The following is a 14,433-nucleotide window of genomic DNA, read 5'->3' on the forward strand; positions in this document are numbered from 1 at the left end:
GAATAAATAATCGTGTCAAATATCCTATTTTCATCTTTGTCTATTGCCCCTATGATTGATTGGTCTTACAGTCATTTTCGGGTTTTCATGCGCATTTTAGCGCCTCATGCCTTGGTCTATACAGAAATGCAGACAACCGGAGCCGTTAAAAATAATCCAGTACGTTCTTTAAAATTCAATAAGATAGAACATCCAGTAGCAGTGCAATTAGGCGGTTCTGATCCAGATGCATTAGCGCATTGTGCGCAACGTGCAGCGCTAGAGGGTTATGACGAAGTCAATATCAATCTAGGTTGTCCCAGTGATAAAGTCCAGGCTGGAAGTTTTGGCGCCTGTTTGATGAAAGAACCTGGGAAAGTAGTTGATTGTATTCAAGCCATGAGGGATGCGGTGTCTATTCCTGTTACAGCTAAAGTGAGAATTGGCATCGATCATCAGGACAGTTATGAGTTTTTCAGTGATTTTGTGCATCATTTAATTGAAGCAGGGGCACAAAAGATTATAGTTCATGCGCGTAAAGCTTGGCTGAGTGGTTTAAATCCCAAACAAAATAGAACTATTCCACCTGTTCACTACGAATATGTTTATCGTTTAAAAAATGAAATTTCGAATACTCCAGTAGTCATTAATGGGAATATAAGAAACATTGACGAAATAAATGAGCATTTACAACATGTTGAAGGTGTCATGCTCGGGCGTTTGGCATGCGATAACCCTTTTCAAATCGCAAGTATTCATCAATCGCTTTACCCTAAAACACAAAAGAATACACGCAGCCAGGTCTTTAAATTATATTTAGAATACTTACTCAAAGAATACAGTAAGGGTGTTTCACTCAGTTTGCTTCTAAAACCTTTATTCAACTTTGCTTTTGGTTTATCAGGTGCAAGTCAATGGAAGAAAAAATTAATGCAAATAATGCAGAATAAAGATCTTTCCGTATTTCAGGAACTAAGTGAGTTTTTAGACTCTATAGAAATGAATGAGAGCAATACCGGCATCCTTTGTTATGAAGGAGCAAAATCATAGCGTCTTCATGAGTTATGTAATCCCTGAATATTATTACATGATTGAAGAGTTCCTTTTTTCAAATCAAAATGTTTGGTTTATCATGATAATTTATAAAGCTCATTTACTCTATAGAAACCCGATCTGACTTGAGAAATATCAATTATTTTTTTCTTAATATGTTGTGATTGTTACATCATTCACTATGAAATCAATGTATAATATTAGAAGGGATTGCGGAAATCATATCGGTTATTCTGATTCGTCAGAAACTTTTCTATTACTGAGCTATATCTCAAAGATTCTCTCTAAATTAAAGGTATTCATGGTATTTTTCCCCAAATTTTAGTACATTAGCAAATTTGTTATTTGAAATCTCCAGAGGATTATTTAGGCCATGCTGAATACGTTGATTAAGAAAATGTTTGGAAGCCGAAATGAGCGTACATTACGGCGTATGGAAAAGGCAGTAGTGGCGATTAATGCATTTGAGTCACAGATGCAAGCATTAACTGATGCCGAATTGGCTGCAAAAACTCAGCATTTCAAAGCGCGTTTTGCTGAAGGAGAAACTCTTGATGAAATGCTGGCGGAAGCTTTCGCTACAGTGAGAGAGGTATCCGTACGTACTTTAGGGTTACGCCATTTTGATGTGCAATTAATTGGTGGAATGGTCTTGCATGAAGGGAATATCGCTGAAATGCGTACAGGGGAAGGTAAAACATTGGTAGCAACCTTGCCAGCCTATTTAAATGCAATTTCTGGACGTGGCGTGCATGTGGTTACTGTGAATGATTATCTTGCGAAACGTGATAGTCAATGGATGAGTCCAATATTTGAATTTTTGGAATTGACGGTGGGCGTTATTTTCCCTGATATGTCCCATGCTGCAAAACAAGAAGCGTATCGTTGTGATATCGTTTATGGAACAAATAATGAATATGGCTTTGATTATTTGCGCGATAATATGGCATTTAGTCTTGAAGATAAAGTACAAAGAGAGCTGAACTTTGCCATTGTGGACGAAGTGGATTCAATTTTAATTGATGAGGCGCGGACGCCGTTAATTATATCTGGTGCTGCAGAAGATAGCTCTGAACTTTATATTAAAATAAATAAGTTAATTCCCCATTTAAAAAAACAAGAAGAAGAGGGCGGGGAAGGTGATTACACTGTTGATGAAAAGCAAAAGCAGGCACATCTAACCGATACAGGTCATCAACACATTGAAGAATTATTAGTAGATGCCAAACTCCTGGATCAGGGAGAAAGCTTGTATCATGCCAGTAACATTATGTTAATGCACCATGTTAATGCTGCATTAAAAGCCCATGCCATGTTTCATCGTGATGTAGATTATATTGTCAAGGATGGGCAAGTAGTTATCGTTGATGAGCATACTGGCCGAACAATGCCTGGTCGAAGATGGTCAGAGGGGTTACATCAGGCGGTTGAAGCAAAGGAAGGTGTTGCTATTCAAAATGAAAATCAAACACTGGCTTCGATCACTTTCCAGAATTTTTTCCGTATGTATAACAAATTGTCAGGCATGACAGGAACCGCTGATACAGAAGCATACGAGTTGCAGCAAATTTATAATCTTGATGTGGTTGTAATACCTACTAATAAACCCATGGTTCGCAAAGATGAAGCCGATCTGGTTTATTTAACTCAAAAAGATAAATTCGAAGCAGTTATAGAAGATATCCGTGCTTGTACTGCACGCAAACAACCAGTTCTGGTAGGAACTGTTTCCATTGAGGCATCTGAATTTTTAAGTCAGCTTCTGAAAAAGGAAAACATCAAACACCAGGTTCTTAATGCCAAATTCCATGAAAAAGAGGCCCAAATTATTGCTGAAGCAGGCCGCCCTGGTGCAGTCACTATTGCTACAAACATGGCTGGCCGAGGAACCGACATCGTATTAGGTGGGAGTTTGTCTGCAGATTTGGCGCAATTACCTGAAACTGCAAGTGCAGAAGAGATAGATGCTGTAAAGCAGTTATGGCAAAAAAGACATGCTGAAGTTATTGCCGCCGGCGGATTAAGAATCATTGGTTCCGAACGTCATGAATCACGGCGAATCGACAATCAGTTGCGAGGCCGTTCAGGGCGTCAGGGTGATGTGGGAAGCAGCCGATTTTACTTATCGCTTGAAGACAATTTGATGCGGATATTTGCTTCTGAGCGGGTTGCCTCTATGATGCGGCGTTTAGGTATGAAGCCTGGAGAACCTATAGAACATAGTTTAGTGACCAAAGCAATCGAAAATGCCCAGCGCAAGCTTGAAGGACATCATTTTGATGTCAGAAAACAGTTGTTAGATTATGACAATGTAGCGAATGATCAGCGCCAAGTGATTTATGCGCAACGCGCCTCAATCATGGAAACAACGGATACTGAGGAAATGGTCAAGATGATGAGAGAGGAAGTCCTTTCAAATCTTGTTGATACGTATATACCCCCTCAAAGTTTAGAGGATCAATGGGATGCAAAAACATTAAGTGATGTTTTAGCTGATGAGTTTAAGCTTAAAGTTCCTGTACTTGAATGGATTGAAGAAGATCATCATATTCAGCCAGAACAAATTAAAGAAAAAATTCTAGAACATGCAGCACGTAAATACGATGACAAAGTGAAACAAGCTGGCAGAACCACAATGTCACAGTTCGAAAAGTCAGTAATTTTACAAACGTTAGACAATCAATGGCGTGAACATCTGGCAGTAATGGATCAATTACGTCAAGGGATCCATTTGCGTGGCTATGCACAAAAAGATCCCAAGCAAGAGTACAAAAAAGAAGCGTTTACCTTGTTTACTACCATGCTTGATAATTTAAAGTATGACGTAATTCGTCTGATATCTTCGGTTGAAATACAAACTGAGGAAGATGTTAATGCAGTTGAAGAGCAGCGACGTGCTGAGCAAGTGAGCAAGATGAATCTACAGCATGGAAGTTATGCAGAGGAAAATGAAGAAGCAGCTACAGCACAAACATTTAAAAGACACGAGAAAAAAATCGGCCGAAATGATCCTTGTCCATGTGGCTCTGGTAAAAAGTATAAAGCATGTCATGGAAGTCTTGCGTGAGCATCTCTGTTGCAGTGGCAGTTATAATTGATGACAAAAACCGACTCTTAATAACCCAACGTCCTCTTCATGTTCCGCATGGAGGATATTGGGAATTCCCTGGAGGCAAGCTGGAAAAAAATGAAACTTCCAAATCTGCATTGATTCGAGAGGTTAAAGAAGAAATCGGATTAGAAGTTCATCATTGCCTACTATTGGGAGAAGTAAATCATCAATATTCTGATAAATCGGTAAAGCTGATAATTTTTTTAGTTGATCAGTTTTCTGGAACGCCTTTATGTCTAGAGGGGCAATTGGCATTAAAATGGGTCTACTTTCATGAATTAACCTCGGAACAATTCCCAGAAGCAAACCTTCAAGTTATATCCCTGGTAGAGAAGCATTTAAATACCAATCGAGCTTTAAATTAATTTTTATATTTCCTCTTCTCTTGGAATATGCTCTCGATCAATGTAAACGTGGAAATTTATGTGTTTGATCACAACGATTAATTCAATTTGTCGAACCCTTGTGTAAATACTTTGATTCTTGCAGGTACTTTTCATGAAGATTTTTCACCATATTGGTTAATTCGGAAATGTCCATATCATTTATGATGATGTCATCCGCATTTTCCTGACGAATACTATGCTCAGGCTGTGTAGATAAAATAGACTTGGCCTGTTGTTTACTACAGTGATCGCGTTCCATTAAGCGCGAGATTTTCGTTTCTTCAGAAGAACGAACAAGCAAAACTCTGTTGATATATGGGTAAGCTTTTTTGGTAATGAGCAAGGGTATTTCTATCATACAATAGGGAGCTGTACTTTTATCCACACGACTTTTTATCTCTTGGCGAATAAGGGGATGCAAAATGCCTTCAAGCCATTCTCGCTTTTTTGGATTGGAAAATATAATTTCCCTCAATTTGCTTCGGTTTAATTCCTGATCGGGTTGCAGAATTGCAGGGCCGAAAAAATCTCTTATTTGACGGTAGGCAGGTTTACTTTTTTGAGTGATTTCTTTGGATATTTTATCCGCAAGAATAATATCTACTCCCATTTTGGAAAAGAGTTCCGCAACAGTACTTTTTCCACTTCCTATATCACCTGTTAATCCAATACAATAAACCATTTTTTTATATCTCATTTTTGTTAATGCAGGTTATTAAATTTATGGAACAAGTTGCAGGTACAGGGCTTTTGTGTTTACAAAATGCCAGAGCAGCCAAGGCGGCATCTTCACGATTCGGATAAGTTGTACTTTTCCAAGCCAACGCTTCTCTATCCAAAGCGGTACATCGCCACATTGGTGTGACATTAACACCATGAATAAACCGAACACAGCTGCCTCGGCTTAGTTTGCATGTTGCAGGTGCTTTGCTGCCTTTTTTGCATGCAGCATAGGATAAATTCAATGCAATTTTTCGATACATACTTTGTGATGTCCAATTGGTTTTAGTTACGTCATGCGTGGAACATTGCCAGTAATTACCTTCCATAAGTATCACTGTATCGGCAAAACTTTGGGTTGAAGCACTAAGAACAAGCAAAAAAACACATCCAAAGTACTTATTCATTTTTTTCTCCCTGAAGCAGTTCAATTAGTTGCTCAATAGGTAATGCTTTTGAAAAATACCATCCTTGTAGTATTTGAACTTCATTTTTTAACAAATATTTAAACTGTTCTTTAGTTTCTACACCTTCTGCAATAATAGTTAATTTAATTTTTTTTGCTAAATGGATGATTGCATCATTCAGCGTTTCTGTAATTGCCTTCGTACCTATGGCCTGAATAAAGATCTTATCTATTTTAAGAAAATTAAAAGGATAGTATTGTAAATAACTAATACTAGAATGTCCTGTTCCATAATCGTCAATAGCTAATGAAATACCTGCATTCCTGAGTTCTTGCATCCTCTTTATAAACAACTCATTGTTCATATCCAAAAGATAACGCTCAGTAATTTCCAATAATATTTGATTTGGCGAAATTGCGTATCGCCTTATTAATTTATAAAATTGAGGAAAAAACTGCTTATCTGTAAAATGTAGTGCACAAATATTAAAAGATAAATGGAAAGAAGGTTTTATATTTAAAATAGGTTTCGCTTCTATAAACGTTGTTTCAATAATTTGTAGTGTTATGGGAACGATTAAACCCGTATTTTCAGCCTCATCTATAAAAAGATCAGGCATAATAATTTCATTATAATTGTCTTGCCACCTTAATAAAACTTCCGCACCCGAATAAGTACCTGTATTTGCATCAAAAAGCGGTTGATACACTGGATAAAATTGTCCACCTCTGATGGCTTGCTTCATTGCTCCATGTAATGAATAGTACTTACTGAAATGATTCATAATGATAAAATACAAAAAAATAGAGAGTACCAAAATATCTAAGCTAAGAAGGACCTGGTTATACCAAAGGTTGCTGATTAAAGTATGATCAGGCTCTGCTACTTTAATTAAAATACCATCTAGACTGTTTAATTTTGCTGTCGCATAGACTTTCTTTAATATATTAGTATCAGGAAACAATTTATTTACCCAAGAGTTTCTATTCACTTTCCCGATTTGAATTATTTCCTTTTTTTGGTTTTCATCATATAACGTGACTAGTCTGGGAATAATATTTGAAATATTCAATTCATTTTCAAGCACAGAAGCCATAATAACTATTTCGACCTGATATTCACCTATTTTCTTTTGTATTGCATAAATGGATTGATGAAACATAGGAATTTTTAAGGGGCCAGTGATTGTTTGGGGAGAATTTTGATTTAACAAAAAGGTTTGGTTGTGAGGTAATGTGGAGCATATCACTTGATTTTTATTATCGCGAATGGCTAGGCCCGAAATAAGTGGATGGTTGATAATGATGGACTGTAAATAGGGAAATAAACTGTCTTTGCATACTTGCTTTTCATTTGGGAAGGAGGGAATTCGATAAAGATCCAGAAAAATTTCATTGATAAATTTATCAAGATTAGAAGCAAGTTTATTGCTTTCTTCTGTGACCAAAATATAAGAGTTGTTTACATTGTTATACCAATTAATGTATGAGACAACTGTAAACAAAATAATGGTGAAAAATATCCAGAACAATTTGAATTGCTTATAGAAAAAATATGTTGCGTGTCTAAACGTTTTTCGCATGGTTTAAGGAATTTCATAAGCTCCCTTAATAGAGTTTAGTGTGATTTCTGCCAATTTCCCAATAACTTCAGGATCGGCATTCAGAGGAGGGAGCCAATAAAGAGTATTACCTATAGGTCTGATTAAGGCGCCATAATTTAATGACTGCTGATAAATTTTATTACCAATACGCGAATCGGCATCCTCAAGAGTGGCAGCGATCACAGCACCAATCCCTCTTACATGACTTAGTTTACCAGAAAGGCTCGCGACTTCAGTGAAATGAGTTCTCATACATGTCTCAAGTTGTTGTACCTGATCCATAATTCTTTCTTCGTGCATCACACCAATTGTAGCTAAAGCAGCACTGATAGCCAAAGGGTTTCCACTATAAGTATGCGAATGTAAAAAAGACTTTCCACTGTCATAATCTGCATAAAAAAGATCAAAAATAGAGCTGTCGATCATCACGCAACTTAAAGGAATAGAGCCAGAAGTTAATCCTTTAGATAAGCAGATAAGGTCTGCTTCTACTTCGGCGTGATCTGCGGCAAGCCATTTACCTGTTCGACCCATACCAGTCATTATTTCATCGCTGATGAGATAAATATCGTTGTCTTTAGCCCATAATGATATTCTTTTAAGAAAATCCTTGCTATAGCACAACATTCCTCCAGCTCCCTGAAGGATCGGTTCGACTATAATTGCGCATGTTTGATCCTTGATACTATCTAACTGCTGTTTAACAATGCTCCAGTATGATTCACAATTTTCCCACAAAGGATCTTCTTTGCCTGAAACATAAGGAATATTATCGATATAATGGCAATTTAAACCAAATGAAGTATATGGTGCTTTATAGAGTCCAAGATCACTCACGCTCATTGTTCCCAGGGTTTCACCATGATATGCATTCTTCAGAGAGACAAATTGATTTTTATGAGTGAAACCTTTGATTTGATTCGCATGGATTGTTAATTTCATTGCGATTTCTACTGCACTCGAGCCATCACTCGCAAAGAAAATATGCTGTTTCTTGGTAATATTGGCTAAATTTTCAGCAAGAGCGACAAGCTTTGGATGTGTGGTATTTGCCGTAATGATATGTTCAAAGCTATTTAATTGTTCCTTTATTGCTGAAATGACGGCAGGATGACCATGTCCTAAAGATTTACACCACCAACTGGATATTGCATCGATTAAAGGGCCTTTATTGGTATAAAGATAAGAGCCTTCCGCTTTTTCAATGACTAAGGGAGGACATGTTTCAAAGTCTTTCATCTGGGTACAGGGATGCCAAAAGTGTTTCAAATCACTTTGAATTAATTGATGTATGTTGACCATTTTAAAAATTTTGGTTGACAAGCTTGGGCGGCACTTTATCATGTCCACTACTTAAATTAAATGTGGAATAAAAAAAGTAGCTTGGTTTATTTTGTAACGATAAGCTGTTTTTTTAAATTTTTGATTAGGAGAAACTGTTGTGACCCAAGTTAAGAAACACTGGTCTGTTTCTGAAATTACAGCAATTTATGAACAACCTTTTAATGATTTATTGTATCAAGCTTCTACAGTACATAGAGCGAACCACCAACCTAATTCACTACAATTTGCATCTTTACTCAGCATTAAAACAGGTGCTTGTCCTGAAGATTGTGGTTATTGCTCTCAGAGCGGTCATTATAAGACACATGTTGAAAAAGAAAAATTAATGTCGGTTGATGAGGTTTTAAAAACGGCCAGAGAAGCTAAAGAAAGTGGAGCCCAACGTTTTTGTATGGGAGCTGCATGGCGTTGCCCACCTGAAAAAGTCATGGATGAGCTAAAAGAAATGATAAAAGGGGTTAAGGCTTTAGGTTTGGAGACCTGTATGACATTAGGGATGCTTAATGAAGAACAAGCAGTTTCCTTAAAAGAGGCAGGCCTGGATTTTTATAATCATAATATCGATACATCTCCCTCTTATTATGAAAAAGTAGTCACAACACGTAAGTTCAGCGATCGACTTGATACAATAGAAAATGTAAGAAATGCTGGAATTAGTGTTTGTTGCGGAGGGATTTTAGGCTTGGGAGAAACAAGAAGTGATCGTATCGAATTCTTGTTCACCTTATGCAATATGGAATCTCCCCCAGAAAGCGTGCCGATTAATCGCCTGATACCAGTAGAGGGTACGCCACTTTCTAAATCCGCTGAAGTGGAAGGAATTGAACTCGTGAGAACCATCGCTACTGCAAGAATATTAATGCCACAAAGTATGATTCGGTTGTCTGCAGGTAGAGTGGGTATGACTGATGAGTTACAAGCGCTATGTTTCTTTGCTGGAGCAAATTCAGTTTGGTTAGGAGATAAACTGTTAACTGAAGAGAATCCAAGACGTGTTAAAGATAAAGTTCTTTTTGATAAGCTTGGTTTAACTGAGATGGTTTAAATGCCTCTAAGTCAAAAAATCAGAGAATATACAACTCAGCTAGAAGACAAAGGGCTATTAAGAAAAAGAGTTATTCTCGCTGAGGATTCTCCATTAATCCATTTTGATAGTAATGATTATTTATCTTTAGCAGGAGACAAACAAGTCTCTAAAGCATACCAACTTGGATATGCGCTTTATCCAAGTGGTAGTGGCGCTTCTATGCTACTGAGTGGTTATCACCCCAATCATCGTGCTGTGGAAGAAGCATTCGCTAATTTGCTCTCTGTGGATGAGTGTATTTTATTTTCCACGGGATACGCAGCGAACCTTGCTGTAACCGCATTACTTGGAAAATTAAAAGTTCATTGCTTTATTGATAAGGAAATACATGCATCAATTTATGATGGTTTGGCTTTATCACAAGTAGACTATAGTCGTTATCTGCATAATAACTTTGAAGATTTGGCTCGTAAATTGAGCTTACATTCAGAAAATTCTGCTTTGATTACGGAAGGGATCTTTAGTATGAGTGGACAATTGTCCCCTTTGGCAAAACTTTCTGAAATTTGTCATGATTACAACAGTACGCTCATCGTTGATGAAGCTCACTCTTTTGGTGTTCTGGGTAGTCAGGGAAAAGGGGCAACTGCTGTTTTCAATTTAACTCAAGATGAAGTCCCGTTAAGAGTGATTCCTTTAGGGAAAGCCTATGCAGCCCAAGGGGCAGTCGTTGCGGGCAAAAGAGAATGGATTCATGCGATATTACAAGCCGGACGATCCATTATTTATTCGACTGCGATTAGCCCTGCTTTAAGCTATGGCCTTTTGAAAACATTGGATATCGTGATCAATGCAGAAGACAGACGTATCAAGTTAGTACAGCTTGTGGAATTGTTTCGATCTCATATAAAGGAATCGCCTCTTCGTTGGACGGATTCTTATAGCCCAATTCAACAACTGCAGCTCGGATGTCCTTATTTATCTTTATTGTATGCACAAGAACTGAAAAAAGAAGGAATTAGTTGCTGTGCTATAAGGAAACCAACTGTAAGTTCTAAAGCATCTGGACTGAGAATCATTTTAAATTACAATCATACTCCGGAACAAATTCGTGAGTTATTCGAAAAGTTACACAAAATTTATGAACGTCAACATCCGTAGTTATGGGGAAGGATTTCCAATTGTTTTTTTTCATGGATGGGGGTTTGACAGTACCATCTGGCTGTCATTAATTCCTAAGCTTGCTTTAAATTTCCAGCTCATATTGGTGGACTTGCCTGGGTTTGGACACACTCCTACCATGGACTGGTTCTTATTTAAAGAACTTCTCTTAACTGAATTACCTCCTAAATTTGGTGTAGTGGGCTGGTCTATGGGAGGATTATATGGTCTTCGTTTGGCCACAGAAGAGTCCAGCCGAGTCGATTATCTCGTTAATGTAACCTCCTCGCCATGTTTTTTACATACTGATATATGGCCAGGGGTACCAAAAGAAGTTTTTAAAGGATTTTATAATAAACTATCCAGGGAGCCCCATAATACTTTAAAAGATTTTCTAGAACTTAATGGATTAAATACAAAGGAGGCCCTACGGTTTTTACCTGTTAAACTACCTTCACTAGAAGGACTAGAGTTAGGTCTCAATATTTTGGAAACATGGGATTTGCGCCAAAAATTAGAATATTTTAACAAACCCATCTGTTTTATGTTTGGGCGCCTTGACCCAATCGTCCCCGTAAAAACAATGAAATCGATGCAAATGTACTATCCAAAATTTGATTATGTATTGTTTAAGCGATCGGGACACTTGCCTTTTTTATCTCAAATGGATTTATTTATTGAATGTCTACAAGGTTTTATCAAATGAAACGCTTTTTTATTACAGGTACCGATACTGATTGTGGGAAAACCTATGTTACCTCCCGTTTAGTCAATTATTTTCCAGCATCAATTGCGATAAAGCCTGTGGCCAGCGGATGCTTGGAAATTGATAATGAGTTAGTTAGCGCAGATGCCCAACTGATACAAAAAAATAATATAAGTTTGGATCTAATAAATCCTTGGCGATTCAAATTACCTATATCACCTCATCTTGCGGCAAAGAAGGAAGGCGTTAATTTATCCATGACCGAAATTGCGGAGTATTGTCTCAATTTCCAATTTGGTGAAATGGAAAAATTGTTTATTGAAGGAGCAGGAGGGTTAATGGTACCCATAAATGATAAAGAAACCTGGATTGATTTTCTTCAAATAACTAATATTCCTGTTCTATTAGTTGTTGGGATGAAATTAGGTTGCATTAATCATGCTCTATTAACGGAAGCTGTTCTTCGAGCAAACAATATTCAATGCATCGGATGGATTGCGAATTGCATTGACCCAAACATGCTCGCGTTATCAGAAAATATTGATACCTTAACCAGGAAACTTCGTTCCCCGCTATTGGCAAAAATTCCCTTTGCAAGCGATCTCACCATGATTCATTCCTTAGAGCAAGTTATTTAAAGTGGTCCAGAAAGCTTTTCCATAGAATGAGTCATTCTTTCTTTTAAAAATAGATTTTTTCCCTTGTAAAATTTGAATATTAAAAGACTATTTGATTATAAAATAATCTTTAAAAACAAGGGATAAGATTTTTTACTGTTTTCTTATCTTCTACTTGTTGTTTTATTGACTCTATTGTATGTTAATGAAGAAAATTCATTAACTGGAAGGGAAAACAAAATGATGACACGAGATAAATTAATTCAATCAGTAATGACTGCTTTCTTTGTGCTTGTAGCAACTGGAAGCTCAGCTGCAGATACAAAGGATGCTTCTGGGGCAACTGAAAAATGTTATGGGATTGCGAAGAAAGGAATGAATGATTGTGCCACAGCCACTGCTTCCTGTGCTTCTTCTGCAACAAAAGACAAACAGAAAGATGCTTTTATTTTGTTGCCAAAGGGTCTTTGTGACCGTATTGTTGGCGGTAGCCTTAAAGCAGAATAAAAAATTTATTCTAAAATAGGATATATACTTAATTTAAGGAAAATGGATTATGAAGCAAATTCTAGGAAGCTGCTCCTCATTATTGCTTATGGCTTTGGCCTTTTCTGCCCCCACTTATGCTGCGCCGGTTACTTATACATTAGACAAAAATCATACGTATGTTCTTTGGAGTATTGATCACTTAGGTTTTTCAACCCAATATGGTAAATGGTATGCAACAGGACAACTTGTCCTTGATAAGGACAATCCAAATCAGAGTAAAGTTAATGCAAAAATTGATGTGAGTAATATGATTACCGGTATTCCTGAGTTGGATAAGCACTTACAAAGTACTCTGTTTTTTAATACGGCCAAATTTCCTACTGCGACTTTTGTCAGCGATAAGGTAACCCCTCAAGGAGATAATAAAGCGACAGTTGATGGTACCTTAACTTTACGCGGGGTAAGTAAGCCAGTTCAATTACAAGTTACTTTAAATAAAGAAGGGATGAATCCAATAAGTAATAAGTCGTCTGTTGGTTTCACCGCAACTACTACTTTAAATCGCTCGGATTTTGGGATTAATGCATTTTTACCCTCTGTTAGTGATAAAGTAGATTTGACTATTGGTGGTGAAGCCTACCAGGATCAAAAATAGGGATATCTTATGCAAATCAAGAATAGCGCGACTCATTTTGGTATCGTCACTATTGTATTTCATTGGGTGATTGCTCTATTAATCATTGGATTATTAGCCCTTGGTTTGTATATGGTTAATATGTCCGGTTGGAGTGCACAAAAACTAAAATTCTATGGATGGCATAAAGAATATGGTTTGCTGGTTCTCTTTTTGGCTGTGTTAAGAATCATTTGGCGGTTAGCTAATGATAATCCTGAACTTGCATTGCCATGGTTGGAAAAAATTGCTGCGCGTAGTATGCACTGGGCTTTTTACATATTTATGTTTGCAATGCCAATTACAGGTTGGTTAATCACTTCCGCCGCAGGTTTACCAGCATCCTTTTTTGGATTATTTACCTTGCCTAATCTTGTCGCACCTGATGAAAGCCACCGAATTTTATTTGAATGGATCCATAAATGGTTAGGATATGCTTTAATTGCAGCAATTTGTCTCCATGTCGCTGCTGCTTTAAAGCATCATTTTATTAACAAGGATGATATCTTAAGGAGAATTTTTCCATGAAAATGATTCAGTATTTTTTCGTTCTATTTTTATTCCATAGCGTATATGCTGATACTTTGCCTGAATGGACAATTGTTCCTAATGAAAGCAATATTAGTTTTACCGCAACTCAAAATAATGCGCCAGTAACAGGAACTTTCAAAGAGTTTACAGCAACTATAGCTGCAGATCCCGCACATTATCAAGACAGTAAAGTGGATGTCGTTGTGAACGTTAATTCGTTAAACACTTCATACGCCGAAATCACTACCATCTTACTTGGTCCTGATTGGTTTAATGGTAAGGATTTTCCAAAGGCTGAATTTAAAACAACTAAAATTACTAAAAAAGATGATAAAAATTATGAGGCTACAGGGACTTTAACCATTAAAAATAAATCAGCACCAGTCACACTGACTTTTACTGCTGTAGAATCCCCTAAAGATCATTTAGTAGTGGAAGGGCATACTACTGTTAAAAGACTAGATTTTAATATTGGACAAGGTGATTGGTCTAGTACCAGTGAAATAAAAGATGAGGTAACCATCAATTTTAAAGCAGTTGCTGAACGTAAAAAATAATCGCTCAATTAGCCTGTAGATTATTTCAATCCAGGCTAATTATCTGCTTTTATATTCCCTCTAGTTAT

At 37.0% G+C, this 14,433-nt stretch carries 15 protein-coding genes; 11 read left to right on the forward strand and 4 right to left on the reverse strand.

All coding sequences use genetic code 11. The features are described 5' to 3' along the window. Window positions 1-12 precede the first annotated feature (12 nt). The 3 genes from dusA (at window position 13) to mutT (ending at window position 4,509) form a co-directional block, all read left to right on the forward strand. Entirely contained in the window at window positions 13-1,029 is a 1,017-nt protein-coding gene (gene dusA / locus BU07_RS0109945; RefSeq protein ID WP_084157835.1) for a tRNA dihydrouridine(20/20a) synthase DusA, read from the forward strand. A gap of 376 nt (window positions 1,030-1,405) precedes the next feature. Continuing rightward, the gene (gene secA / locus BU07_RS0109950; protein ID WP_031565656.1) at window positions 1,406-4,099 is read left to right on the forward strand and encodes a preprotein translocase subunit SecA; all 2,694 of its coding nucleotides are present in this window, start codon (window positions 1,406-1,408) and stop codon (window positions 4,097-4,099) included. Continuing rightward, a complete protein-coding gene (mutT, locus tag BU07_RS0109955) occupies window positions 4,096-4,509 on the forward strand; it encodes an 8-oxo-dGTP diphosphatase MutT (protein WP_035899043.1) in 414 nt (137 codons plus the stop codon). Before secA ends, mutT begins: the two co-directional genes overlap by 4 nt. A gap of 82 nt (window positions 4,510-4,591) precedes the next feature. On the opposite strand, the gene coaE is transcribed toward mutT, so the two are convergent. The 4 genes from coaE to bioA form a co-directional block, all read right to left on the reverse strand. Continuing rightward, entirely contained in the window at window positions 4,592-5,212 is a 621-nt protein-coding gene (coaE, locus tag BU07_RS0109960) for a dephospho-CoA kinase (RefSeq protein ID WP_031565660.1), read from the reverse strand. 4 nt (window positions 5,213-5,216) lie between these two features. Next, the gene (locus tag BU07_RS0109965) at window positions 5,217-5,657 is read right to left on the reverse strand and encodes a hypothetical protein (protein ID WP_031565662.1); all 441 of its coding nucleotides are present in this window, start codon (window positions 5,655-5,657) and stop codon (window positions 5,217-5,219) included. After that, the gene (locus tag BU07_RS0109970) at window positions 5,650-6,870 is read right to left on the reverse strand and encodes an EAL domain-containing protein (protein ID WP_242601867.1); all 1,221 of its coding nucleotides are present in this window, start codon (window positions 6,868-6,870) and stop codon (window positions 5,650-5,652) included. Before BU07_RS0109970 ends, BU07_RS0109965 begins: the two co-directional genes overlap by 8 nt. Before the next feature lie 372 nt (window positions 6,871-7,242). Further along, a complete protein-coding gene (bioA, locus tag BU07_RS0109975; RefSeq protein WP_031565666.1) occupies window positions 7,243-8,562 on the reverse strand; it encodes an adenosylmethionine--8-amino-7-oxononanoate transaminase in 1,320 nt (439 codons plus the stop codon). A gap of 139 nt (window positions 8,563-8,701) precedes the next feature. Here bioA and bioB point away from each other — a divergent pair, with 139 nt between their 5' ends. The 8 genes from bioB (at window position 8,702) to BU07_RS0110015 (ending at window position 14,365) form a co-directional block, all read left to right on the forward strand. After that, entirely contained in the window at window positions 8,702-9,649 is a 948-nt protein-coding gene (bioB, locus tag BU07_RS0109980; protein WP_031565668.1) for a biotin synthase BioB, read from the forward strand. Further along, a complete protein-coding gene (locus tag BU07_RS0109985) occupies window positions 9,650-10,792 on the forward strand; it encodes an aminotransferase class I/II-fold pyridoxal phosphate-dependent enzyme (protein ID WP_031565669.1) in 1,143 nt (380 codons plus the stop codon). After that, window positions 10,773-11,498, forward strand: a complete 726-nt coding sequence (locus BU07_RS0109990) for an alpha/beta fold hydrolase (protein ID WP_031565670.1) — start codon at window positions 10,773-10,775, stop codon at window positions 11,496-11,498. The genes BU07_RS0109985 and BU07_RS0109990 overlap by 20 nt, the downstream gene beginning before the upstream one ends. After that, window positions 11,495-12,136 carry a dethiobiotin synthase gene (bioD, locus tag BU07_RS0109995; protein WP_031565672.1) on the forward strand — a complete coding sequence of 214 codons (642 nt, stop codon included), beginning with the start codon at window positions 11,495-11,497 and terminating at the stop codon, window positions 12,134-12,136. The genes BU07_RS0109990 and bioD overlap by 4 nt, the downstream gene beginning before the upstream one ends. 219 nt (window positions 12,137-12,355) lie before the next feature. Continuing rightward, window positions 12,356-12,622, forward strand: a complete 267-nt coding sequence (locus BU07_RS0110000) for a BufA1 family periplasmic bufferin-type metallophore (protein ID WP_031565674.1) — start codon at window positions 12,356-12,358, stop codon at window positions 12,620-12,622. A 49-nt stretch (window positions 12,623-12,671) separates the two neighbouring features. Beyond that, window positions 12,672-13,259 (forward strand): YceI family protein, encoded by a 588-nt coding sequence (locus BU07_RS0110005; RefSeq protein ID WP_031565676.1) that lies wholly within the window; start codon window positions 12,672-12,674, stop codon window positions 13,257-13,259. A 9-nt stretch (window positions 13,260-13,268) separates the two neighbouring features. Continuing rightward, window positions 13,269-13,805, forward strand: a complete 537-nt coding sequence (locus BU07_RS0110010; protein WP_031565677.1) for a cytochrome b — start codon at window positions 13,269-13,271, stop codon at window positions 13,803-13,805. After that, the gene (locus BU07_RS0110015) at window positions 13,802-14,365 is read left to right on the forward strand and encodes a YceI family protein (RefSeq protein ID WP_031565679.1); all 564 of its coding nucleotides are present in this window, start codon (window positions 13,802-13,804) and stop codon (window positions 14,363-14,365) included. The genes BU07_RS0110010 and BU07_RS0110015 overlap by 4 nt, the downstream gene beginning before the upstream one ends. Window positions 14,366-14,433 lie beyond the last annotated feature (68 nt).

Origin of the sequence: Legionella wadsworthii DSM 21896 = ATCC 33877, from assembly GCF_000701265.1 — a bacterium.
Lineage (GTDB): Bacteria > Pseudomonadota > Gammaproteobacteria > Legionellales > Legionellaceae > Legionella > Legionella wadsworthii.